Source organism: Streptomyces sp. G5(2025), assembly GCF_049542075.1.
In the GTDB taxonomy this organism is placed as follows: Bacteria; Actinomycetota; Actinomycetes; order Streptomycetales; family Streptomycetaceae; genus Streptomyces.
Map to the genome: position 1 here is coordinate 1,263,884 of NZ_JBMUZT010000002.1, position 23,456 is coordinate 1,287,339.

Sequence of the window (23,456 nt, forward strand, 5' to 3'; positions counted from 1 at the left end):
CGGCCGGGGGTATGGCGGCTTCGCCGTCGCCCTCGGACGACTCTGGGGTGGTGCCTTGCTTGGTGAACCTGGGCTGAGTGGCCACGGTGGCTCCTCCGGTTGTTTTCCAGCCCCGGCTGGGCGCCGGCACTTTTCGCTTCTGGGAGGTGGGGGGTGGTGCGTGGTGCAAGGACTTGCTCGGTATTCGGTTGTGGAAACGCGCCCAGGTAGTACTGACCGCCCCGGGAACGTGAAGCTTTGGGCCACGTTCCCGGGGCGGCACTTGAGCAGCCCGCTCGGCTGCTCAAGTCCGGTCAAGGGCCGTCCCCCCTGACCGGAGTTCTTGGGTTCAGCTCCCGGCGGCGATCCGCGCGAGGCGCTGCGCCTCGTCCCGCGTGGAGCGGGCGATGGCGTCCTCGTCGGCGTGCAGCAGGCGGCCGTTCTCGACGACCGGCCTGCCGTTGACGAGGGAGAGGGTGACCGGGGCCGCCGCGCCGAAGACGATGGCGGTCACCGGGTCGGCGATCGAGGCGTGCCCGATGCCGTCGATCTTCCACAGGACGAGGTCGGCGAGCTTGCCGGCCTCCAGGGAGCCGATCTGCGTGGCCCGGCCGAGGACCTGGGCTCCGCCGTACGTGCCGAGCCGCAGCGCCTGGCGGGCGTTGAGCGCGGCTTCCTTGTGGGCGCCGAGGCGGTTGATCAGCAGGGCGTTGCGCAGCTCGGTGTGGAGCTCGCCGGACTCGTTGGAGGCGGTGCCGTCGACGCCGAGGCCGACGGGGACGCCCGCCTTCAGCATGTCGGGGACGCGGGCGATGCCGGCCGCGAGGCGCGCGTTGGAGGAGGGGCAGTGCGCCACTCCCGTACCGGTGCGGGCGAACGCGGCGATGTCGGAGTCGTTCATGTGGACGCAGTGCGCCATCCACACGTCCTCACCGAGCCAGCCGGTCGACTCGAAGTAGTCGGTGGGGCCCATGCCGAACAGGTCGTGGCAGAACTTCTCCTCCTCGACCGTCTCGCTGCCGTGGGTGTGCAGACGTACCCCCAGGCGGCGGGCCAACTCGGCGCCCTGCTTCATGAGTTCGGTCGACACGGAGAACGGCGAGCAGGGGGCCACGGCCACCTGCGTCATCGCGTCGAAGGAGGCGTCGTGGTGCTTCTTGACGGTCTCCTCGGTCGCGGCGAGCGCGCCCTCCAGGGTCTCCACGGCGAAGTCCGGCGGCAGGCCGCCGTCCTTCTCGCTGCGGTCCATGGAGCCGCGGGCCAGGGTGAAGCGCACGCCCATCTCGGAGGCGGCGCGGATGATCGACCCGGAGAGGTCGCCGGAGCCCTTGGGGAAGACGTAGTGGTGATCCATGGCGGTGGTGACACCGCCGCGGGCCATCATGCCGAGGGAGCCCTGCGCCGCCGCGTACGTCATCTGCTCGTCGATGCGCGCCCACGTCGGGTACAGCGCCACCAGCCAGTTGAAGAGGTTGTGGTCGGTGGCCAGGCCCCGGGTGATCCACTGGTAGAAGTGGTGGTGGGTGTTGACCAGGCCGGGCGTGGCGAGGTGGCCGGTGCCGTCGACACGGCGTACGACGTTCTCCAGGCCCTCGGGCGCCTTGCCCGCGCCGATGGACTCGATCTTGTTGCCCGCGACGACGATGTGGCCCGAGGCGTACTCGGTGTCCTGGGCGTCGACGGTCGCGATGGCGACGTTCTCGATGACGATGCGGTCTGCCGATGCTGCCATGGTGCTTCCTTACTGGGTGAGTGGCGATGAGGGCACGGCATGACCCTAGGAAGATTTGAGTGCCGCGGCCGCGCTCTGCGCGCTGCCGCGGGTGCCGAGATGGTGGAAGAACAGGTTGAGCGCGACCGCGACGAGCGCCCCGGCGCTGATGCCGGAGCCGAGGACGGTCTGTGCCCACGCGGGGAACTGGGCGTAGAAGGTGGGCGCGGCGAGCGGGATGATGCCCGCCCCGAGCGACACGGCCACCAGGATGATGTTGGAGCTGTCGTCCAGGCCCGCCTCGGAGAGCGTACGGATGCCGCTGACCGCGATGGAGCCGAAGAGCACGATGCCCGCGCCGCCGAGGACCGGCATGGGGACCACGTTGACGACCGCGCCGAGGACCGGGAAGGCGCCGAGGACGATGAGCGCGGCGCCCGCGACGGCGACGACGTAGCGGCTGCGGACCCGGGTGAGCGAGACGACGCCGACGTTCTGGGCGAAGGCGGAGGTCGGGAAGCCGCCGAAGACGGGGCCGACGAGCGTGGCGATGCCGTCGGTGCGCAGGCCCCGGGTGATGGTCTTCCCGTCGGTCTTGCGCTCGCAGATCTCGCCGAGGGCGAGCATGCCGGCCGCCGACTCGGTCATCAGGACCAGCATGACGATGCAGAGCGAGAGGATGGCGGCGGGCTGGAAGACCGGGGCTCCGGCGGCGAACGGCGTGGGCAGCGCGGCCAGCGGCGCGGACTGCACGGAGGTGAAGTCCGCCATGCCGAACGGGATCGCGGCCAGCGTGCCGATGAACATGCCTGCCAGCAGGGCGACTTGCTTGAGGAAGCCGCGCGCGAAGCGCTGGAACATCAGGATGACGACGAGCGTGAAGGCGGCGAGCGCGAGGTACTTCATGTCGCCGAACGTCGGGTCGGTGTCGTCGCCCCCTTGCGCCCACTTGACGGGCACGGGCATCAGCGTGACGCCGATGAGGGTGATGACGACGCCGGTGACCAGCGGCGGGAAGAAGCGCAGCAGCTTGCCGAAGAAGGGGCCGACGGCGAGGCAGAAGACGCCCGCGACCATCACCGCGCCGTAGATCGCGGGGAGTTGGTCGCCCTTGGCGTTGGTCTCGGCGATGGCGAGGATCGGTGCGATGCCGGCCGAGGAGGCGGCGTTCACGAACGGCAGGCGGTTGCCGACGAATCCCTTGACGCCGAGGGTCTGCAGGATGGTGGCGAGACCGGCGATCAGCAGTCCGGCGGCGATCAGCCGGGTCTGGGCCACCGTGTCCAGGCCGCAGGCCTGGCCGATGATGAGCGGAGGGGTGACCACACCCGCGTACATGGCGGCGATGTGCTGGAGCGCGGCGGGGACGAGCCGCGAGGGGTGGAGCTTCTCATCCACCGGGTGACAGTCGGGAGTTGAGCCTTCGTCACCTACGGGTGGGGTGGAACACGGGCCTTCTGCCGGCCCCTTTGCAGGCTGTGCCATTGCTGTTCCCTCCGGTGTGGCGCGCCCCCGCCCACTGCGGTGGGGCGGGGGCGCGCGTCCCGCGTCAGAGGTTGGTCATGTCGACCGGGATCTTCGGCTCGACGCCGTCCCGCAGGATGGTGGCCTCGATGAGGCCGTAGGGACGGTCGGCGGCGTAGTAGACGGCTCCGTCCTTCGCCTCGTTGTCGAGGCCGAAGGCCGAGAGGTCCTGACGGAAGTGGTGCTTGTTGGGCGCGGAGAAGCGGATCTCGTCGATCTCGCTGCGGTTGTTGATGACCCGCGAACCCATCTGGTACAGCGTCTGCTGGAGGGAGAGCGAGTAGGTCTCCACGAAGGCGTGCAGGATGTGCTTCTTCGCCTGCTCGTACGACCGCTCCCAGTTCGGCATGCGCTGCTCGTCGCTGGTCCAGTTGTGCCGCCACCAGGTGGACAGGGAGGTGGCGAGGATACGGTCGTAGTCCTCCTGGAGCGTCGTGTACTTGTCCTTGATGTAGCCCCAGAACTCGGAGTTCGTGGAGTTCATCACGGTCAGGTCCTTCAGTCCCGAGAGGACCTCGAACTCCTGGCCGTCATAAGTGATCTGGGCCAGCCGCGTCTCCTGGCCCTTGCGGACGAAGGAGTGCTTGACCTCGTCGGCGCCGATGAACTTGGCGTTGCTGTCGGAGCCGCCGATGCGCTCCCAGGAGTACTCCTCGATGCGGATCCGCGCGCGGTGGATCGAGGGCTGGCTGTCCACGAAGTGCCGGGCGAGGTGGATGCCGTACTGCTCGGCGGACTCGATGCCGTACTCCTTGGCGAACGCGAAGCAGGTGTTCTTCGTCGTGTCCGTCGGCAGGCAGTTGGCGTTCGAGCCGTTGTAGTGGACGTCGTCCAGGTCGCCGGAGAGGGCGACGGAGACGTTCAGGTCCTTGATGTGGTGGGTGTCGCCGTCCCGCGTGATCTTTACGACCCGGTTCTCAGCCTTGCCGTACTGGTTCTGTCCCAGAATGGTGGGCATGTCTGCTAGCTCCCTCGGTAAACGGAGTAGCCGAACGGGTTGAGCAGCAGCGGTACGTGGTAGTGCTCGCCCGGCGTGACGGCGAACGTGATCGCCACCTCCGGGAAGAACGCTCCGGTCGCACCGCTGTCCCGATTCGCGGGGGCGTCCTGCTGCGCCTCGGCTTGCTGGTTGTTCTGCTTGGTCAGGAAGTACGGCTCGGTCTCGAAGTCGAGGCGTACGTGGGTGGTGCCCTCCGGCAGCGCCGGCAGGTCCTTGCAACGCCCGTCCGCGTCGGTCGCGCTGCCGCCGAGCGTCTGCCACCGCGCGTCCGGGCCGCTGCGGGCGGAGAGTGCGATGGCGACGCCCTCCGCGGGGCGTCCGACGCTGGTGTCCAGGATGTGCGTGGACACTGACGCGGTCGTTTCGGTGCTCATGCGGTCTCTTCCTCTTCCAGGAGGCGGGTCAGACGGATGCGGTTGATCTTGCCCAGTTCGGTGCGGACGATTTCCCGCTCCTGCTCGGGCGAGTTGCCGATCCGTTCCTTGACCGCGTCCCGCATCTGCTCACCGGTGCGGCCGGTGGCGCAGATCAGGAAGACGTGGCCGAACCTCTCCTGGTACGCCAGGTTCAGTTCGAGCATCTCGGCCTTGAGTTCCTCGGAGGCGCCGGCCATGCCCCGCTGTTCGCGGGAGGAGGTCGGGTCCCCGGGCTTCGGGCGGCCGATCGGCGGGTGCCCCGCCATCGCCTCGGCCAGGTCGTCCGCGGTCAGCTCGGCCATGGCGGCGTCGCTCGCGGCGAAGAGTTCTTCGGCGGTGGCGTAGGGGCGCCGGGAGAGGAGCTTGCTCCCCCAGGCCGAAGAGGCACAGGCCTCGTGGAGGGCGACGGTGGCCGTGGCCTCCGGCAAGGCGTTGAACCGGGCGATCCCCGTGGGGGGTGTGGGGGTTTCCCCCACAGAACGCTGCGTACTCGAAGTCACGGGAAGCCTCCGTGGCCTTGTGCTGGACGGGCTGCGGAACAGCTAAGACCTTCAACAACGCAGCGTCAACACTTTGTTGAAATAACTTGAACAAAGAAGCCGCCACCCGGCGATACGGGTGACGGCTCGAACGCGCAGCGTAAGGGAATCGCCATTCCCCCCGGCGTCATTCCCCCTTCGCGGCGTTTTCCCGGTTCAGGTAGTTGTAGACAGTGAAGCGGGAGACGCCCAGGGCGCCCGCCACCGTCTCCACGCCATGCCGGACGGCGAACGCGCCGCGCGCCTCCAGTATCCGCACGACCTCCTGCTTCGCCTTGCGGTCCAGCTCCGAGAGCGGCTTGCCCCGCTTGCGCTCCAGGGCGAGCAGGATGTGGTCCAGCGAGTCGGCGAGCTGCGGCAGGCGCACCGCCACCACGTCCTCGCCCTCCCAGGCCAGGACCACGTCATCGGCCCCGGCCTGGTCCGGCGGCATCATCTCGCCGCCCATGGCGTCCACCAGCGGCTTGACCGCGGTGACGAAGGGGTCGTCCCCGAAGCCGGTCACTTATCCGCCTCCCCCGGCAGGCCCCGGCCGCCCGGCAGGCCCGGCTCCCCGATGACGTTGACCTGGAGCGAGACCCGGGTGGCGCCCGCCCCCAGGGACTGGCGCAGCATCGCGTCGACGGCGGTCAGGACCGCGTCGACGTCGCCCTCGGCGGTATTGCCGAACGGGCCTACGTCGACCGCGTCCAGCGGGGCCCCCTGGATGACCTCGCGGGCCACCAGCGCATGCTGCGGGGCCTCGTCGAGATCGAAGGGTTCGGTCGTGAACTCCACTCTCAATCGCACGCGGCCCAACCTACTGCCGCGTCGGGATTTTTCGGCAGCCCCCTCTTGACAGCTTCCGCAGATCGAAGGCACTCTTCCATCAAGCAGAAATGAACTTCCGCAATACGGAAGGAGCGCGGAAGCCCCATGGGATACTCCGACCAGCGCTTCAATGTGAACCTGTCGATCCTCTTCACCGAGCTCCCGCTCCTGGAGCGCCCCGCGGCCGCCGCGAAGGCCGGCTTCGGCGCGGTCGAGCTGTGGTGGCCCTGGGTCGACGCCCCCACCCCCGAGCAGTCCGAGCTCGACGCCCTGAAAAAGGCGATCGAGGACGCGGGCGTCAAGTTGGTGGGCCTGAACTTCTACGCCGGACAGCTGCCCGGCCCCGACCGCGGCGCCCTGTCGATCCCCGGCGAGGAGAGCGAGAAGTTCCGCGCGAACCTCGCGGTGGCGGCGGACTTCGCCGAGTCGCTCGGCTGCACGGCGCTCAACGCGCTGTACGGCAACCGCGTCGACGGCGTGGACCCTGCTCTCCAGGACGAACTCGCCCTGGAGAACCTGGTGCTGGCCGCCCGCGAGGCGGACCGCGTCGGCGCGATCCTGCTGATCGAGGCGCTCAACGCCCCCGAGTCGCCGAAGTGCCCCATCGTGAGCGCGCCCAAGGCGATCGAGATCGTCGACAAGGTGAACGCCGCGACCGGCCTCGGCAACGCGAAGTTCCTCATGGACCTCTACCACCTGTCCATGAACGGCGAGGACCTGCCCGCGGTCATCGAGCGGTTCGCCGCGAAGACCGGGCACGTGCAGATCGCGGACAACCCCGGCCGCGGCGCCCCCGGCACGGGTTCCCTGCCGCTGGAGGCCCTGCTCGACCAGCTGCGGGACACCGGCTACGAGGGCTGGGTCGGCCTGGAGTACAAGGCGGGCGAGCGCCCCAGCGAGGAGTCCTTCGGCTGGCTGCCCGCCGAGGCCCGCGCCGCGCGCTGAGCGCCAACCCATAGACGTACGAAAGCTTCAGAGCAGTCAGAGAGGCACCCTCATGAGCACCCTCGCAGATTCCTCCCACCCTGCCCGCCCGGCGGTCGCGTGGATCGGACTCGGCATCATGGGCTCCCCCATGTCCGAGAACCTGATCAAGGCGGGTTACTCCGTCACCGGCTTCACCCTTGAGCAGGACAAGCTGGACCGGCTCTCGGCCGCCGGCGGCACCGCCGCGAAGTCCATCGCGGAGGCCGTCAAGGACGCCGACGTGGTCGTCACGATGGTGCCCGCGTCGCCGCAGGTCGAGGCCATCGCGTACGGCCCCGACGGCATCCTGGAGAACGCCAGGGCGGGCGCGCTGATCGTCGACATGTCCTCGATCACCCCGCAGACCTCCGTGGACCTCGCCAAGGCCGCCAAGGAGAAGGGCCTGCGCGTCCTGGACGCCCCGGTCTCCGGCGGCGAGGCGGGCGCCATCGAGGCCGTCCTGTCCATCATGGTCGGCGGTGAGCAGGCCGACTTCGACGAGGCCAAGCCGCTTCTGGAGGCCCTCGGCAAGACCATCGTGCTGTGCGGTCCGCACGGCTCCGGTCAGACCGTGAAGGCCGCCAACCAGCTGATCGTCGCCGTCAACATCCAGGCGTGCGCCGAGGCCGTGGTCTTCCTGGAGAAGTCCGGCGTGGACCTGAACGCCGCCCTCGACGTCCTCAACGGCGGTCTCGCCGGCTCGACCGTGCTGACCCGCAAGAAGGACAACTTCCTGAACCGGGACTTCAAGCCCGGCTTCCGGATCGACCTGCACCACAAGGACATGGGCATCGTCACCGACGCCGCCCGCAACGTCGGCGCCGCCCTGCCGGTCGGCGCTGTCGTCGCCCAGCTGGTCGCCTCCCTGCGCGCGCAGGGCGACGGCGGTCTCGACCACTCCGCCCTGCTGCGCTCCGTCGAGCGCCTGTCGGGCGCCGAGCTCTAGTCACCGGGCTCTCCCAAGACTTCCGGGCCGCGGCGGCGCTGACACCTGTCCTGTCGCGCCCAGGCGCCGCCGCGGCCCGGAACCCCGTCATCAACTTCAACAAACTGTTGACGTAGCAGTTCAGGGGTCCTTACGCTCCGAACACCTCAGCAGTCACAGCACGGAAGGTCACGATGTCGAAGCGCGTGCTTACGACCGAGTCCGGCGCCCCCGTCGCCGACAACCAGAACTCCGCCACCGCCGGCGTCGGTGGCCCGATCCTCCTCCAGGACCAGCACCTGCTGGAGAAGCTCGCCCGCTTCAACCGTGAGCGCATCCCGGAGCGTGTCGTGCACGCCCGGGGCTCCGGCGCGTACGGCTACTTCGAGGTGACGGACGACGTCACCGGCTTCACGCACGCCGACTTCCTCAGCGAGATCGGCAAGCGCACCGAGCTGTTCCTGCGCTTCTCGACCGTGGCCGACAACCTCGGCGGCGCGGACGCGGTCCGTGACCCGCGCGGTTTCGCGGTGAAGTTCTACACCGAAGAGGGCAACTACGACCTCGTCGGCAACAACACCCCGGTGTTCTTCATCAAGGACCCGCTGAAGTTCCCCGACTTCATCCACTCCCAGAAGCGCGACCCCTTCACGGGCAAGCAGGAGCCGGACAACGTCTGGGACTTCTGGGCGCACGCCCCCGAGGCCACGCACCAGATCACCTGGCTGATGGGCGACCGCGGCATCCCCGCCTCGTACCGCCACATGAACGGCTACGGCTCGCACACCTACCAGTGGACGAACGCCAAGGGCGAGGCCTTCTTCGTCAAGTACCACTTCAAGACGAACCAGGGCATCCGCTGCCTCTCCAGCGAGCAGGCCGCCGAGATCGCGGGCAAGGACGCGAACTCGCACCAGACCGACCTGCTCCAGGCCATCGAGCGGGGCGTGAACCCGTCCTGGACGCTGCACGTGCAGATCATGCCCGCGTCCGAGGCGGCGGACTACCGCTTCAACCCGTTCGACCTCACCAAGGTGTGGCCGCACAAGGACTACCCGCTCCAGCGCGTCGGCCGCCTGGTCCTCGACCGCAACCCGGACAACGTCTTCGCCGAGGTCGAGCAGGCCGCGTTCTCCCCGAACAACTTCGTGCCGGGCATCGGCCCCTCGCCCGACAAGATGCTCCAGGGCCGTCTGTTCGCCTACGCGGACGCGCACCGCTACCGCCTGGGCGTCAACCACACCCAGCTCGCGGTCAACGCCCCCAAGGCGGCCAAGGCCGACAACTACGGGCGTGACGGCCTCATGGCGTCCAACGCGTACGGCCGCGACCGCAAGAACTACGAGCCCAACTCCTACGACGGCCCGGCCGAGACCGGCCAGCCGCTGTCGGCGCCGCTCGCGATCGCCGGCTACACAGGCACGCACGCCGCCCCGACCCACACCAAGGACGACGACTTCTTCCAGGCCGGCGAGCTCTACCGCCTGATGTCCGAGGACGAGAAGTCGCGTCTGGTGGCGAACATCGCCGGTGGCCTCTCGCAGGTCTCCCGCGACGACGTCATCGAGAAGAACCTCGCCCACTTCCACGCCGCCGACGCCGACTACGGCAAGCGCGTCGAGGAGGCTGTCCGCGCCCTGCGCGAGGACTGAGCGAGCGAGTAACTCCCAGGCTGCGCCGGTGGGTTGACGGGAGGTCGACCCACCGGTGCTGAGCCCGCGCCGCCGTCACGGACCCGGATGAGGGGTGGTACGTGACGCGGGCGGGCGGGCGCGGTCCGCGGCGGCTCTGCGAGCCAGTGCGGTGGTCAAGGTCCGACGGCTCCTCTCTCGACCTGAGGGAGGGGAACCGACGGTCCATCGCATCCGCCGCGGTCCCGACCCCTCGCACGGGGTCCACGGACTCCGCCCGGCAGCACGTATGCATGTTTCGCCAGTCGCGCGCCGTCGGGCGGGCACCACTTCACATGTCGCACGGCCAGAGCGCCGGGTACGGACGGTCCCGTACCCGGCGCTCTTTCGCGTGGGGAGCTCAGCTCACCTTGTCGCCGGATTCCAGGGTCGCGATCATCCGCTCCAGGCGGGCCGCTCGCGTGGCGGCCGTCCTCGCCGTCATCAGGCGGTGCAGCACCGTGTAGCGCTGGGACCTGGTGAGGCCGTCGAACGTCCGCCGCGCCGCCGGACTCGCCGCCAGCGCGGCCGTCAGGTCGTCCGGCACCGTGGCGTTGCGCTGCGACTCGTACGCCGCGTCCCAGCGCCCGTCCGCCCGCGCGGCGGCGACTTCCGCGAGGCCCGGTTCGCACATGCGGCCCTCGGCGGTCAGTTCCGCGACCCGGCCGATGTTCACCTTCGACCACAGGCTGCGCGGGCGGCGCCGGGTGATCTTCTGCAGGTAGTGGACGTCGTCGTACGACGTGCGGTGGCCGGTGATCCAGCCGTAGCAGAGCGCCACGTCGTTGACCTCCGCGGCCGTCACCGAGGCCACGCCCGAGCCCTTCTTGGCGAGCTTCACCCAGATCCCCGGGGAGTCGCCGTGGTGCTCGTCCAGCCAGGCCGCCAACCGCGGTTCGTCGGCGCAGAACACGACCTTCAGGCCGTCCGGTGAGTCCATTTCCATCAGGCCACGCTACGGGAACACGTGTGCGTTCGCAGGAGATTGGCCGGGCACGGCGAAGGGGCGGTCCACCCCCCTCGGGTGGACCGCCCCGGTCATGTCAGCCGCGGTCTCAGACCTTCAGCGGACGGATCGCCGTCGGCGCGTGGCCCGGCTCCGTCGCGATCTCCTCGAACTCCTTGACGTCGCTGATGTCGGCGGTCGGGCTCATCGAGATGTTCGTGATGCGCTCCAGGATCGCCTCGACGACCACCGGCACGCGGTACTCGGCCGCGAGCTTCTTGGCCTGCTCAAGCGCCGGCAGCAGCTCGTCGGGCTCGGTGACGCGGATCGCCTTGCAGCCGAGGCCCTCGGCGACCTTGACGTGGTCCACGCCGTAGACGCCGAGCTCCGGGGAGTTCTGGTTCTCGAACTCCAGGTTGACCTGGAAGTTGATCTCCAGGCCGATCTGCGCCTGGCGGATCAGGCCGAGGTAGGCGTTGTTGACCAGGACGTGGACATACGGGATGCGGTGCTGCGCGCCGACCGCCAGCTCCTCGATCATGAACTGGAAGTCGTAGTCGCCGGAGAGGGCGACGACCGGGCTCTCCGGGTCGGCCTTGGCGGCGCCGAGCGCGGCCGGGATGGTCCAGCCGAGCGGGCCCGCCTGGCCGCAGTTGATCCAGTGGCGCGGCTTGTAGACGTGCAGCATCTGGGCGCCGGCGATCTGCGAGAGGCCGATCGTGGTGACGTAGCGCGTCTCGGGGCCGAAGGCCTTGTTCATCTCCTCGTAGACGCGCTGCGGCTTCATGGGCACGTTGTCGAAGTGCGTGCGGCGCTGGAGGGTCTCCTTGCGCTTGAGGTGGGAGGCGACCCACTCCGAGCGGTCGGGCAGCTCGCCCGCGGCCTTCAGCTCCTTCGCGACCTCGACGAACAGCTCCAGCGCCGCCTTCGCGTCGGAGGCGATGCCGTAGTCGGGGGCGAAGATCTTGCCGATCTGGGTCGGCTCGATGTCGACGTGGACGAACTTGCGGCCCCGGGTGTACACGTCCAGCTTGTAGCCGGTGTGGCGGTTGGCCCAGCGGTTGCCGATGCCGAGGACGAAGTCCGACTCCAGGAACGTCGCGTTGCCATAGCGGTGGCCGGTCTGCTGGCCGACCATGCCGGCGTTCAGGTCGTGGTCGTCGGGGATGGTGCCCCAGCCCATCAGGGTCGGCACGACCGGGGTGTTGGTGAGCTCGGCGAACTCGACCAGGAGGTCGGAGGCGTCGGCGTTGATGATGCCGCCGCCCGCGACGATCAGCGGGCGCTCGGACTCGACGAGGAAGCGGATCGCCTTCTCGATCTGGGCGCGGGTCGCGGCGGGCTTGTAGACCGGCAGCGGCTCGTACGTCTCCGGGTCGAACTCGATCTCGGTCTGCTGGACGTCGATGGGCAGGTCGACGAGGACCGGACCCGGGCGGCCCGAGCGCATCAGGTGGAAGGCCTGCTGGAAGATGCCGGGGACCTGCGCGGCCTCCAGGACGGTCACGGCCATCTTGGTGACCGGTTTGGCGATCGTCGCGATGTCGACGGCCTGGAAGTCCTCCTTGTGCAGGAGGTGCGTCGGCGCCTGCCCGGTGATGCACAGGATCGGGATGGAGTCGCCCGTCGCGGAGTACAGACCGGTGATCATGTCGGTGCCCGCGGGGCCCGACGTGCCGATGCAGACGCCGATGTTGCCCGGCTTCGACCGGGTGTAGCCCTCGGCCATGTGCGAGGCGCCCTCGACGTGGCGCGCGAGGGTGTGGTCGATGCCACCGCCCTCCTTGAGCGCCTTGTAGAAGGGGTTGATCGCGGCGCCCGGCACACCGAACGCGTTGACGACGCCCTCGCGCTTGAGGATCTCAACTGCCGCGCGGGCAGCGGTCATACGAGCCATGGGGTTCTCCTGCTTCGACAGCTACGACAGCTTTCGGCTGCCGGATACGGCTGGCGGATCCGGCTCCCGTCGCGCCCCGCGGTGAGCTTCTGTTTCCGCATTGTGGAAAGAATGTTCTGCTATATGGAAGCAATGTAAGGGCGTGGGCCGGAGACCGTCAAGAGTCGTCCGCGATCCGGCCCCGGGGCGGGCCGCGGGCGTGGAGGATGGCAGGAGACGGCGTGAGGGGTGCGGGCCGCACCCCGGCAGGCGCGACGGCACGGCGCGGCGGGCGGTGAGGACCATGACGGACGGCGGCATGCCGGTGCGGTGCCCGGGCTGCCGGCGCGAACATCGGTACGCGCCCCCTTCCCTGCCCTGCGCGTGCGGCGCCCCGCTCACCCCGCCGATGGCGCGCGGTGCGCCGCCGACGCCGGTCACCGACCGGAGCTGGGCGGACGAGTGGGTCACCGTCCGCTGCTGGACCTGCGGCCGCCGGTGCCAGTGGCCGCAGCCGGAACTGGACTGCGCCTGCGGGGCCGTCCTGCGCCTCGCGGTCATCCCGATACCGAGAGCGCCGGGGCCCCCGGGGCGTGCGGCACCGGCCACCCCGGCCCCCGATCCCCTGCCGCGCGCCGCGCCGCGCCTTTGGCGGCCCGCCTTCCGGCCGGTCATGGTCCGGGACGCCCGCGACGCTGTGTCCGTGGCCGCGCTGTACCTGCGGTGGCTCGGCTACCCCGACACCCGCAGCGCCGCGCGGCGCCCGCCCTCGGGGGCACGGATCACCGCGCGCGGGATGCTGGCCGAGGTCGACTCCGGCCCGCGGCGCACCGCGGCCCGCGCCGTCGAATGCCTGTGGCTCACCGCGATGACAGCGGCGGGCGACACCCCCGTCGCCTGCGCCTTCTTCTGCCTGGCCGGATACACCGACGAGGCCCGCGCCCGCGCGGACACGCTCCGTGTACCGCTGTTCGAGATGGCCCGCGCCGGGGCACCGCGGCCGGTGAACGGCGCGGCGGAGGCGCTCGTCGCGTACGACGCCTGAGGCCTGCGGGGGCGATGGAAGCGGAATTAGTACACACATTCGAACGGGGTTACGCTGGTGTCATGGCACGGCACCAGCTCCAAGGGTCACTCTTCGACCAGGGCGACGAACCGCGGCTGCGCCCCTTGGCCGGAATCCGCAGGACGGTCCTCGGCGACGGGGCGTGGATCGACCTCCTGCCGGGCTGGCTCACCGGCGCCGACGCCCTCTTCGAACGCCTCGCCGCGGACGTCCCGTGGCAGGCCGAGCGCCGGCAGATGTACGAGAGGGTCGTGGACGTGCCGCGCCTGCTCGCCTTCTACCGCGCCGGTGAACCGCTGCCGCACCCCGTCCTCGACGAGGCGCGGCGGGCACTGTCCGAGCACTACGCCGCCGAACTCGGCGAGGAGTTCGCGACGGCCGGCCTGTGCCACTACCGCGACGGGCGCGACAGCGTGGCGTGGCACGGCGACCGCATCGGCCGGGGCGCCCGCGAGAACACGATGGTCGCCATCCTCTCCGTGGGGGCCCCTCGCGACCTGCTGCTGCGCCCCCGACGCGGCGGCGCGACCGTCCGCCACCCGCTCGGGCACGGCGACCTGATCGTGATGGGCGGCTCCTGCCAGCGGACCTGGGAACACGCCGTCCCCAAGTCGGCCCGGGCCACCGGAGGCCGCATCAGCATCCAGTTCCGCCCGCGGGGAGTGCGCTGAGCGCTGCCCCTCTCAGGCCCGGGAAGCGCGGGAGGCGCCGGGCCTCAGGTGCGGCAGATGGCGGGCCAGGGCCAGCGCGGCCAGTACCGCGACGAGCCCGCAGACCCCCCGCCAGCCGAAGGTCCCGTAGGAGCGCGCGCCGAGCCAGGAGCCGATGCCGCCGCCGAGGTAGCCGCACGTCATGTACGCCGTGTTGAGCCGGGCGCGCGCCGCGTCGCTCAGCGCGAAGATCCGCACCTGATTGGCGATCATGCCCGACTGCATCGCGACGTCGAGCAGCAGCGACCCCACGGCCAGCGCCACGAGCCCCACCGTCCCGCCGACACCGCCGAACAGGAGGACGGCCGCCGCCGCGAGGACCGCGAGGGCGGCGGCGAGGTTGACCGCGTCGGGGCCGCGCCGGTCCACCTGGCGCCCCGCGACCGGCGTACTGATCATGGTCCCGGCGTTGACCAGGGCGAGCAGCCCGACCGCCGAGGCCCCCAGCCCGTACGTGGGGCCGGTGAGCAGGAGGGCGACGCCGGTCCACAGCGCGGAGAACGCGCCGAAGAGCATCGCCTGGTAGAAGCCGGAGCGCCGCAGCTCCGGCTCGGTGCGCAGCAGCCGGAGCGACGCGCCGAGCAGCACCGGATAGCTCTGCCGCGAGGGGGCGGCGGTCCTTGGCAGCGCGCGGGAGAGGACGAGCGCGATGAGCAGGGCGACGGCCGCGGACATCAGATAGGGGGCGCGCCAGCCCAGCCACTCGCCGAGGCTGCCGCCGAAGGTGCGGGAGAGCAGCATGCCGCCGATGGAGCCGCTGAGCAGGGTGCCGGTGACGGCGCCGCGCCGGTCGTCGGGGACCAGCCCGGCGGCCATGGGCGCGACGATCGGGGCGATGACGGTGGTGACGCCGACGAGGACGCTCGCGGCGACGAGCGGCACCGGGCCCGGCGCCAGCCCCGCGCCGAGCAGGCCGAGCCCGGTGAGCGAGAGCAGCGCGACGATGAGCGGCCGGTAGGGGATGCGGTCGCCGAGCGGTACGAGGAGGAAGATGCCGCCCGCGTAGCCGAACTGGGACGCCGTGACCACCAGGGTGGCGGTGTCAGCCGACACGTGCAGCCCCTCGGCGACCAGCGGGCTGGCTGCCTGCGGGAAGTAGACGTTGCCGACGGCCGCGCCGCACACCACGGCGAGCAGCAGCACCATGCCGCGCCCGAGGCCGGCCGGTGCGTCACCGGGGCCCGCCGCCGAGTGGGTCCGCGGGCCCGGGGCCGGGTGCGCGTCGCGCCGCGCACCGCGGCCGGTCGCTTTCTCGATCACCGGCACACGATCGCTGCCCGCCCGCCGCGGCACAACCGGTTTTGGCCGGGACATGCCCGCGCCTCAGCGGACCTCACGGCGGACGCCCCAGCGGACGTCACTCCCCGTACCGCTCCCTGAGTTCGATCTTGCGCACCTTGCCCGAGACCGTCATCGGGAAGAACTCCAGGACGCGCAGCCCGGCGGGCACCTTGTAGTGCGCCAACCGCCCCTCGCAGTAGGCCCGGAGCTCCTCCAGTGTCAGCGTGTCGTCGGGGCCCCGCAGGATGACGCAGGCCAGCGGCACCTCTCCGTACCGCTCGTCGGGCACGCCCACCACCTGGACGTCGGCGATCTTGGGGTGGCCGTACAGGAACTCCTCGATCTCGCGCGGGTAGATGTTCTCGCCGCCCCTGATGATCATGTCCTTGATGCGGCCGACGATCTGTACGTACCCGTCCTCGCGCATGACGGCCAGGTCACCGGTGTGCATCCAACGGCCGGAGTCGATGACCTCGGCGGTCCGCTCGGGCTCGTTCCAGTAGCCGAGCATCACGCTGTAGCCGCGGGTGCACAGCTCGCCGGAGGCGCCGCGCGGCAGGGTGATGCCGGTTGCCGGGTCGACGACCTTCACCTCGATGTGCGGCAGGACGCGGCCGACCGTGCCGGTGCGGCGCTCCAGGTCGTCGTCGCGGCGCGTCTGGGTGGAGACGGGCGACGTCTCGGTCATGCCGTAGCAGATGGAGACCTCGCGCATGTGCATCTCGGCGACCACGCGCTTCATCACCTCCACCGGGCAGGGCGAGCCCGCCATGATGCCGGTGCGCAGTGAACTCAGGTCGTACGACGCGAAGTCGGGGAGGTTCAGCTCCGCGATGAACATCGTCGGTACGCCGTACAGCGAGGTGCAGCGCTCCCGCTCGACGGCGCGCAGCGTGGCTTCCGGGTCGAAGGACGGCGCGGGGATGACGACGCACGCGCCGTGCGAGGTGGCGCCGAGGTTGCCCATCACCATGCCGAAGCAGTGGTAGAAGGGGACGGGCAGGCAGACGCGGTCCCGCTCGGTGTAGCCGACCGTGCGGCCCACCCAGTAGCCGTTGTTGAGGATGTTGTGGTGGGAGAGCGTGGCACCCTTGGGGAAGCCCGTGGTGCCCGAGGTGTACTGGATGTTCACCGGGTCGTCGCAGCTCAACTCCGCCTCGCGGGCGGCCAGTTCGTCGGCCGTGACCGACGCGGCGGCTTCGATCAGCGCGTCCCAGGAGCCGTCCTCGATGTAGTGGACGGCGCGCAGTTCGCGGCAGCGGGGCCGCACCTCGTCGACGAGCGCGCGGTAGTCGCTGCTCTTGTGGGCCCGTGAGGCGACCAGGAGCGAGACGCCCGCCTGATTGAGTACGAACTCCAACTCGTGGGCCCGGTAGGCGGGGTTGATGTTCACCATGATCGCGCCGATGCGCGCGGTGGCGTACTGCACGAGCACCCACTCCGCGCAGTTCACCGCCCAGATCCCGACCCGGTCGCCCTTGGCCACCCCGGAGCCGAGGAAGCCGCGCGCCAGCCGCTCGACGGCGGCGCCGAACTCCGCGTACGTCCACCGGGTGCCCGCGGCGACGTCCACGAGGGCGTCGCGGCCGGGCCAGGCGGCGACGGCCCGGTCGAGGTTGCGGCCGATGGTGTCGCCGAGGAGAGGGCTCTCCCCGATGCCATGGGCGTACGAGAGTTCAGCCGTACCGGCCGCCTGGGCGCGCCCCGTGTCCGCCTTCTGCCACATGACGTCAAGGATGCCCCGCTGATCCCTCGCCGCCTACCCCCGTACGCGATCACGGCGGCGGCTTCGCGTGCCCGTCCGCCCTCCATCACTTGCGATCACTTGCGGCATTTCAGACCGTTCACTCCCCCGGAGCCACAACAATGTGCGCATGGGTGATGACTGGAAGCAACGACTCAACCAGCTCCACGCCGGTCTGGTGCGACGCGACGATCCCGCCGAGCTGGTGACCGAGGCCGACGCCGTCGACGCGTCGTACCGCTATCCGCATCTCGCGGTCCGCGGGCCCGTCTTCGGTCTCGCGGTGCAGGATCCCGCGGTCGGACCCTCATGGCGGGTGCTGAAGCCGATCATGGACGGTATGCCCCAGCAGGCGAGGGACGCGCTCAACTCGGAGCTGTGGTTCAAGGCCAAGGACGACACCGACGACCCCTCCGTGCGCCGGGAGCTGCTGGCCGCGGTCGCCGTTCTCGAACGCCAGCCGGTCGACGAGCTGGAGGTCCTCGGTGTGCGCTACCGCGTGGTGCGCGGCGACGAGTTCGCCCGCACCGGCCCCGACGGCCTGGAGCCGCCCCGGCCGACGGACCCGGAACCGGCCGACCGTTCGTGGACCGGGCGGCACAACGCCCCGTCCACGGACCCCGGTTTCACGCTCGACCCGGCCGCGGACACCCCGGGGCTGATGACCAGCGCCCTGAAGCTGGGGCTGCGGGATTTCCGTTACGTCGGCGCGCGGTTCCCCGCCGACGTCCGCGCGGACTCCGAGCGGGCCGTCACCACCCATCCCGACATCGCTCTCCTGCCCGTCGGCTTCGGCGTGGCCGAGCGCGGCGAGAAGGGGTGGCGACCGCGGACCGCCCTGATGCCCACCCCGCACGACGCCCGTCGGATGCTGTACGACGCGATGACGGAATCCTGGCCGCTGTTCCACGAGTTCGACGCCGAGGAGAAGGCGGCGCACGCGCGGGCCGCCGAGAAGTTCAAGGCCACCGGTCACGCCCATGAGGCGCGCGTGGGCGACACCCTGTACCGGATCTGCCGCACGGAACGGCTGGTCCGCTTCGGCCCCGACGGCCCGGAGCCGCCCCGCCCCTCGGACGTGGACTCCTACGGCCCCATGAAGATGCACCCGACGATGGACGAGGACGGCACGCTCCACTACGGCGACTGAGTCACCGCAGCTGGCGCCGGACCAGTTCCCGCAGCCGCCCGTCCGGGTCCGCCAGCAGGTCCGCGGGCGGGCCCTGCTCCACGACGCGGCCCTCCGCCATGACGAGGACCCGGTCGGCGTCCATGACGGTGGTCAGGCGGTGGGCGATGACGACGCGCGTGGCGTTCAGGGCGCGGGTGCTGTCGATGACCGTGCGCTGCGTCTCGTTGTCCAGGGCGCTCGTCGCCTCGTCGAAGAAGAGGACGCGGGGGCGGCGGATCAGCGCCTGGGCGATCATCAGCCGCTGGCGCTGGCCGCCGGAGACCGCCCCGCCGCCGGAGATCATGGTGTGCAGGCCCATCGGCATGCGCTTGATGTCCTCGGCGAGACCCGCCATGGCGGCGGCCTCCCACGCCTCCTCCTGTGTGTAGGACTCGGCGCCGCAGATGCACTCCAGGATGGAGCCGGTGAGCGGCTGGGCGTTCTGCAGGACGACGCCGCACTGGCGGCGTACGGCCGCCTGGTCCAGGGCGGCGAGGTCCTGGCCGTCGTAGAGCACGCTGCCGGAGAGCGGCTCGTCGAAGCCGATCAGGAGGCGCAGCAGCGTCGACTTGCCGCAGCCGCTCGGGCCGACGACGGCCACGAACTCGCCGGGCCGGATCGTCAGGGACACGTCGTCCAGGACGAGCGGGCCGTCGTCGGTGTAGCGGAAGGACAGGCCGCGCGCCTCGATGGCGCCCTGGAGCTCGCCCGGCTGGGTACTTCCGGCACGCACCTCCGGCGCCTCGTCGAGGACCGGTTTGATCTGCTCGAACATCGGGAGCACCGCGGCCGCCGAGATCAGCGCGCCTGTGAGCTGGGTGACGGAGGTGAGCAGCATTGTCACGGCGGTGCTGAAGGTGAGGAACTCCCCCGCGGTGAGGCTGCCGCGGGCCGGGCCCGCGAGGAGGACGAACATGACGAGCGTACAGAGCGGCAGATGGACGGAGTTGAGGACGGTGGTCGCGTTCTTGATGCGGCCCGCGCGCCGTTGCAGCTCCCGGCTGCGCGCGAACTCGCCCGCCCAAGCCGCGTACGCGAAGCTCTCCGCCCCGGCGACGCGGAGTTTGGGCAGGCCGCGCAGGGTCTGGAACGCCTGGTTGTTGAGCCTGTTGCCGAGCTCCACCAGGCGCCGCTGCCAGCGCAGTTCGGCGAGGCCGAGCGCGAGGAACACGGTGGCGATGACGGCCAGCATGGCGAGCGCGGCCAGGGCGAGGGGCACGCTGTAGAAGAGCAGCAGGGCCAGGTTCATCGCGCCGATCGTGCTCGCTTGCAGGGCGACGGGGCCGATGCCCGACAGGACGCGGCGGATGGCGCTGACCCCCATGGCGGCGCTCGCCAGCTCGCCGGTGGAACGGGAGGCGAAGAAGCGGGTGGGCAGCCTCAACAGCCGGTCCCAGACGGCCGGTTGCAGCGCGCTCTCCATGCGGCCCTCCATCCGTAGGACGGTGAGGTTCTGGAGCAGCATGAACGCCGCCGAGACGACGCCGGTGACCATGACGGCCAGCGACACCAGGACGATCAGGCTCTTCTCGCCGTTCGGGACGAAGACGCCGAGCACCTGTCCCGTCGCGATCGGCACGAGAGCGCCGATCGCGACCGTCACCAGTCCGGCGAGCGCGAGGTCGCGCAGGTCGCCCCGGGTGCCCCGCAGGCTGAAGCGGAAGAGCCGCCACGGCGTCAACGGCCGCTCGGGAAGCGGCCGGTAGAACATGACGCCCTGCGGCTCGAACTCGTCCGCGTTGTTCTTGTCGACTCGGGCGCGGCGCCCGGACGTGGGGTGCACCGCTTCGTAGCCGCCGCGCCGCCACAGCAGGGCGACCGGCGCCCCGCTCGCCGCGCGGTGGCCCACCAGCGGGCCCGCGTTCTCGCGCCACCAGCGTCCGCCGAGGCGGACGGCGCGGGTACGGACGCGCGAGGCCACCGCGATCCGCTCCACCGGGTCGATCCGCTCACTCACCGCACCGCTGTCCGCGGCTTGGGCCAGGGTGATGCCCGCCGCTTCGGCGACCAGTCGGCAGGCGGCGAACGTGGCGTCGTCACCGCCGCGCGATCCCGTGCGGCGCGCGCCGCCCCCGCGCGAGCGGCCGATGGAGGCGATCAGGGTGCGGTCGGCCTGCTCGCGGACGTTCTCGCCGGCCTTGATGCCGGCCGCCGCGCGGTCCTCGTGGGCCCGCTCCAGGCGTTCGATCCAACGGTCGAGCGTGGAGAGCAGCCGGTATTGCTGGTTGACCATGCGCTGCCACAGCGCGGCGTCGACGAGCAGGTCGCCCGCGGCCTCGGCGCTGTAGGCGGCGCCGTACTGGACGCTGCCCGGCGCGACCGGCATCCAGAGGATGTCGTCGTCGGTCACCACCTCGTCTCCCATGGTGCGGCCGTCGAGCGGCGCCTCGAACAGGACCCGGTGGCCGCGTCCGATGCCGAGCGCGAAGGCGTGCTCCAGGAGGCTCAGGGCGGTGTCCTGGGAGTCGTACTGGGTGTCGTACCGACTGGGGTACCGCTGCTCGTGGGACCAGGTGTCGCCGAAGTCCGGGCGGTACAGCTCGCGCAGCGGGACGCGGCGCAGCTCGCAGCCCGCCAGGGGGCGGCCGACGAGGCTGTGCTGGGGGCCCTCGACGGGGCCGAGGAGCAGCGCGCCGGGCTCCAGGCGGCCGAGGTAGTGCCAGTGGCCCTGCTGCACGACGTCGACGGCGAACAGGTCGAGGGCGCCCGCCACCACGAGCCACAGCACCTGCGGGCCCTCCAGGTGCACGCTGCGCAGCCCCGCGCAGTCGACCGGTGTGCCGAGGGCGCCGAAGGAGGCGGCGACCGGGTCGGCCGGGTCCTGCGTGTGCATGTGCTGCTCCGAGGTCACCTCAGTGCTCCCTGACCAGGTCGGCGTAGGGGCCACCGGCGGCGAGGAGGTGTTCGTGCTGCCCGCGCTCCACGACCTGGCCGTGGTCGAGGACGACGATCTCGTCGCTGTCGCGCACCGTGCTCAGGCGGTGGGCGATGACGACGCAGGCGCAGCCGCGGCGCCGCAGGTTGTCGATGATGACCTGTTCGGTCCCGGCGTCCAGGGCGCTGGTCACCTCGTCGAGGACGAGGACGCTGGGGCGGCGGACCAGGGCCCGCGCGATCTCCAGGCGCTGGCGCTGCCCGCCGGAGAAGTTCCGCCCGTCCTGCTCGACGCGGCCGTGGATGCCGCCGGGCCTGCGGGCCACGACCTCGTACAGGCAGGCGTCCGTGAGGGCGGTGACGACGTCGTCGTCGGGAATGGAGGGGTCCCACAGCGCGATGTTGTCGCGGATCGTGCCCTCGAAGAGGAAGACGTCCTGGTCCACGAAGGACACGGAGGCGGTGAGCGCGCCGCGCGGGATGTCCTCCAGGCGCTGCCCGTCGATGCGGATCGTGCCCTCCCACGGGCTGTAGAGGCCCGAAAGGAGCCGGGAGACGGTCGACTTGCCGCTGCCCGAGCCACCGACGAGTGCGACCTGCTGCCCCGGCCCCACCGACAGGGAGAAGCCGGTCAGGAGCGGCTTGTCGAGGGGGCTGTAGCCGAAGGTGACGTCTTCGAGGGTGACGTGGCCCTTGAGGCGGCGGGTGCTCGCGGCCGGTTCGGGGCGGGAGTAGAGCGAGTCGACGGGGAAGTTCTCGACGTCCTTGAGGCGGGCGACGTCGGCGGCGAAGTCCTGGATGCGGCCCGCGACGCCGTTGAGGCGGGTGATGGGCGCGGTGAAGCGCGTGACGAGCGCCTGGAAGGCGACGAGCAGCCCGATCGACAGGTGTCCCTCGACCGCGCGCAGGCCGCCGATCCACAGGATCAGGGCGCTGTTGAGGGTCGCCAGCGTCGGCGCGACGACACCGAGCCAGGCGCTCGGCACGCCGAGGCGCTGCTGCTCCTCCAGGGTGGTGGCGTGCTGGCCCGCCCAGCGCCGGAAGTAGCCGTTCTCGCCCCCCGTGGCCTTCATGGTCTCGATCAACTGGAGGCCGGTGTAGGAGGTGTTGGTCAGTTTGGCGGTGTCGGCGCGCAGTTTCTGGGTGCCGGTGGCGCGCAGCCGGATGACGACACGCATCGCCACGACGTTCAGCAGGGCGATGCCGACGCCGACGAGGGTGAGCTGCGGATCGTACGTCCACAGCAGCGCCGCGTAGAGGAGTACGACGATGCCGTCGACCCCGGCGGCCGTGAGGTCGCGGGCCAGGGTCTCGGCGACCGCGTCGTTGGAGGCGAGGCGCTGCACGAGGTCGGCGGGGCTGCGCTGGGCGTAGAACGTGACGGGCAGCCGCAGCAGGTGGCGGAAGAAGCGGGCGCTGCCGAGGGTGGAGGAGATGATGCGGCCGCGCAGCAGGTTCGCCTGTTGCAGCCAGGTCAGCACCACGGTGAGCGCCACCATCGCGCCCATGGAGGCGAACAGCACGCCCAGCAAGGAGGTCTGTTGGCCGATCAGGAACAGGTCGATGTATGTGCGGCTGAGCGCGGGCAGCGCGGCGCCGACCGCGACGAGCAGCAGGCTGGCCAGGAGCGCGGCGAGCATCGTGCCCGTGGTGCCGCGCAGCCGGGCCGGGAGGGCCTTGAGGACGCCGGGCCTGCGGCCGCCCGGCCGGAAGTCCTCCCCCGGTTCGAGGACCAGGACGACCCCGGTGAAGCTGGTGTCGAAGTCCTCGGAGGGCACGAAGCGGCGGCCCTTGTCGGGGTCGTTGATGTACACGCCCCGGCGGCCGAGGCGGCGCCCCATGCCGTCGTAGACGACGTAGTGGTTGAACTCCCAGAAGAGGATGGCGGGCGCCTTGACGTCGGCGAGCGCGGCGGGCTCCATCTGCATGCCCTTGGCGGTGAGGCCGTAACTGCGCGCCGCTTTGAGGACGTTGCTGGCCCGTGAGCCGTCGCGGGAGACGCCGCACGCGATGCGCAGCTCCTCCAGGGGCACGTGCCGCCCGTGGTGGGCTAGGACCATGGCGAGGGCGGCGGCGCCGCACTCCACGGCCTCCATCTGGAGCACGGTGGGGGTACGGACGGTCCTCGGCCGCCCGCCCTTCGGCGCGGGGCGCGGCGGCGCGGCGCGGCGGCGGCCGCGCCGCGGGGGCCCGGGGCGGTGCCTGCGGCGGCCGCCGGGGGGCGGCAGCTGCTGCTGGTGTGCCGGGG

General features: G+C 71.0%; 19 protein-coding genes. 6 read left to right on the plus strand and 13 right to left on the minus strand.

The annotated features are described in order from the left end of the window. Positions 1-328 precede the first annotated feature (328 nt). The 7 genes from ACOBQB_RS06085 to ACOBQB_RS06115 all read right to left on the minus strand — a co-directional run bounded on the left by ACOBQB_RS06085 (position 329) and on the right by ACOBQB_RS06115 (position 5,958). Positions 329-1,711, minus strand: coding sequence for an 8-oxoguanine deaminase (locus ACOBQB_RS06085; protein ID WP_423589379.1), 1,383 nt, complete (start codon positions 1,709-1,711; stop codon positions 329-331). A 45-nt stretch (positions 1,712-1,756) separates the two neighbouring features. After that, positions 1,757-3,175 (minus strand): nucleobase:cation symporter-2 family protein, encoded by a 1,419-nt coding sequence (locus ACOBQB_RS06090; RefSeq protein WP_423589380.1) that lies wholly within the window; start codon positions 3,173-3,175, stop codon positions 1,757-1,759. A gap of 64 nt (positions 3,176-3,239) precedes the next feature. Beyond that, a complete protein-coding gene (pucL, locus tag ACOBQB_RS06095; RefSeq protein WP_423589382.1) occupies positions 3,240-4,172 on the minus strand; it encodes a factor-independent urate hydroxylase in 933 nt (310 codons plus the stop codon). Between the two features lie 5 nt (positions 4,173-4,177). Then, positions 4,178-4,588 (minus strand): hydroxyisourate hydrolase, encoded by a 411-nt coding sequence (gene uraH / locus ACOBQB_RS06100; RefSeq protein ID WP_423589383.1) that lies wholly within the window; start codon positions 4,586-4,588, stop codon positions 4,178-4,180. Next, on the minus strand, positions 4,585-5,106 hold the full coding sequence (uraD, locus tag ACOBQB_RS06105) for a 2-oxo-4-hydroxy-4-carboxy-5-ureidoimidazoline decarboxylase (protein ID WP_423589385.1): 522 nt from the start codon (positions 5,104-5,106) through the stop codon (positions 4,585-4,587). Before uraD ends, uraH begins: the two co-directional genes overlap by 4 nt. A gap of 190 nt (positions 5,107-5,296) precedes the next feature. Further along, positions 5,297-5,674 (minus strand): helix-turn-helix domain-containing protein, encoded by a 378-nt coding sequence (locus ACOBQB_RS06110; RefSeq protein ID WP_423589386.1) that lies wholly within the window; start codon positions 5,672-5,674, stop codon positions 5,297-5,299. Next, complete coding sequence (locus ACOBQB_RS06115; RefSeq protein WP_423589387.1) at positions 5,671-5,958, minus strand: hypothetical protein; 288 nt, start codon at positions 5,956-5,958, stop codon at positions 5,671-5,673. The genes ACOBQB_RS06110 and ACOBQB_RS06115 overlap by 4 nt, the downstream gene beginning before the upstream one ends. A 126-nt stretch (positions 5,959-6,084) precedes the next feature. Between ACOBQB_RS06115 and ACOBQB_RS06120 the strand changes: the two genes are divergently transcribed. From ACOBQB_RS06120 to ACOBQB_RS06130, 3 genes are all read left to right on the plus strand, one after another. Further along, complete coding sequence (locus ACOBQB_RS06120; protein ID WP_423589389.1) at positions 6,085-6,924, plus strand: TIM barrel protein; 840 nt, start codon at positions 6,085-6,087, stop codon at positions 6,922-6,924. Positions 6,925-6,976: 52 nt separating this feature from the next. Continuing rightward, positions 6,977-7,891: a 2-hydroxy-3-oxopropionate reductase gene (locus tag ACOBQB_RS06125; RefSeq protein ID WP_423589390.1), complete on the plus strand. Its 915-nt coding sequence runs from the start codon at positions 6,977-6,979 to the stop codon at positions 7,889-7,891. 173 nt (positions 7,892-8,064) lie between these two features. Beyond that, on the plus strand, positions 8,065-9,522 hold the full coding sequence (locus ACOBQB_RS06130; protein WP_423589392.1) for a catalase: 1,458 nt from the start codon (positions 8,065-8,067) through the stop codon (positions 9,520-9,522). Positions 9,523-9,901: 379 nt separating this feature from the next. Here ACOBQB_RS06130 and ACOBQB_RS06135 read toward each other — a convergent pair whose 3' ends face one another. Next, the gene (locus tag ACOBQB_RS06135) at positions 9,902-10,480 is read right to left on the minus strand and encodes a YdeI/OmpD-associated family protein (RefSeq protein WP_423590436.1); all 579 of its coding nucleotides are present in this window, start codon (positions 10,478-10,480) and stop codon (positions 9,902-9,904) included. Between the two features lie 115 nt (positions 10,481-10,595). After that, on the minus strand, positions 10,596-12,383 hold the full coding sequence (gcl, locus tag ACOBQB_RS06140) for a glyoxylate carboligase (protein WP_423589393.1): 1,788 nt from the start codon (positions 12,381-12,383) through the stop codon (positions 10,596-10,598). Positions 12,384-12,666: 283 nt separating this feature from the next. Between gcl and ACOBQB_RS06145 the strand changes: the two genes are divergently transcribed. Continuing rightward, positions 12,667-13,407: a hypothetical protein gene (locus ACOBQB_RS06145; RefSeq protein ID WP_423589395.1), complete on the plus strand. Its 741-nt coding sequence runs from the start codon at positions 12,667-12,669 to the stop codon at positions 13,405-13,407. A gap of 62 nt (positions 13,408-13,469) precedes the next feature. After that, complete coding sequence (locus tag ACOBQB_RS06150) at positions 13,470-14,099, plus strand: alpha-ketoglutarate-dependent dioxygenase AlkB (protein ID WP_423589397.1); 630 nt, start codon at positions 13,470-13,472, stop codon at positions 14,097-14,099. A gap of 12 nt (positions 14,100-14,111) precedes the next feature. Here ACOBQB_RS06150 and ACOBQB_RS06155 read toward each other — a convergent pair whose 3' ends face one another. Together ACOBQB_RS06155 and ACOBQB_RS06160 are read right to left on the minus strand one after the other, a co-directional pair. Continuing rightward, entirely contained in the window at positions 14,112-15,284 is a 1,173-nt protein-coding gene (locus ACOBQB_RS06155) for an MFS transporter (protein WP_423590438.1), read from the minus strand. Positions 15,285-15,495: 211 nt separating this feature from the next. Next, on the minus strand, positions 15,496-17,145 hold the full coding sequence (locus ACOBQB_RS06160; RefSeq protein WP_423589398.1) for an AMP-binding protein: 1,650 nt from the start codon (positions 17,143-17,145) through the stop codon (positions 15,496-15,498). A gap of 148 nt (positions 17,146-17,293) precedes the next feature. Between ACOBQB_RS06160 and ACOBQB_RS06165 the strand changes: the two genes are divergently transcribed. Beyond that, positions 17,294-18,313 carry a DUF5954 family protein gene (locus ACOBQB_RS06165; RefSeq protein WP_423589399.1) on the plus strand — a complete coding sequence of 340 codons (1,020 nt, stop codon included), beginning with the start codon at positions 17,294-17,296 and terminating at the stop codon, positions 18,311-18,313. Position 18,314: 1 nt separating this feature from the next. Here the strand turns inward: ACOBQB_RS06165 and ACOBQB_RS06170 are convergent, their stop codons facing one another. Together ACOBQB_RS06170 and ACOBQB_RS06175 are read right to left on the minus strand one after the other, a co-directional pair. After that, on the minus strand, positions 18,315-21,167 hold the full coding sequence (locus ACOBQB_RS06170; protein ID WP_423590439.1) for an NHLP bacteriocin export ABC transporter permease/ATPase subunit: 2,853 nt from the start codon (positions 21,165-21,167) through the stop codon (positions 18,315-18,317). Between the two features lie 19 nt (positions 21,168-21,186). Then, complete coding sequence (locus tag ACOBQB_RS06175; protein WP_423590441.1) at positions 21,187-23,436, minus strand: NHLP family bacteriocin export ABC transporter peptidase/permease/ATPase subunit; 2,250 nt, start codon at positions 23,434-23,436, stop codon at positions 21,187-21,189. Between the last annotated feature and the right edge of the window lie 20 nt (positions 23,437-23,456).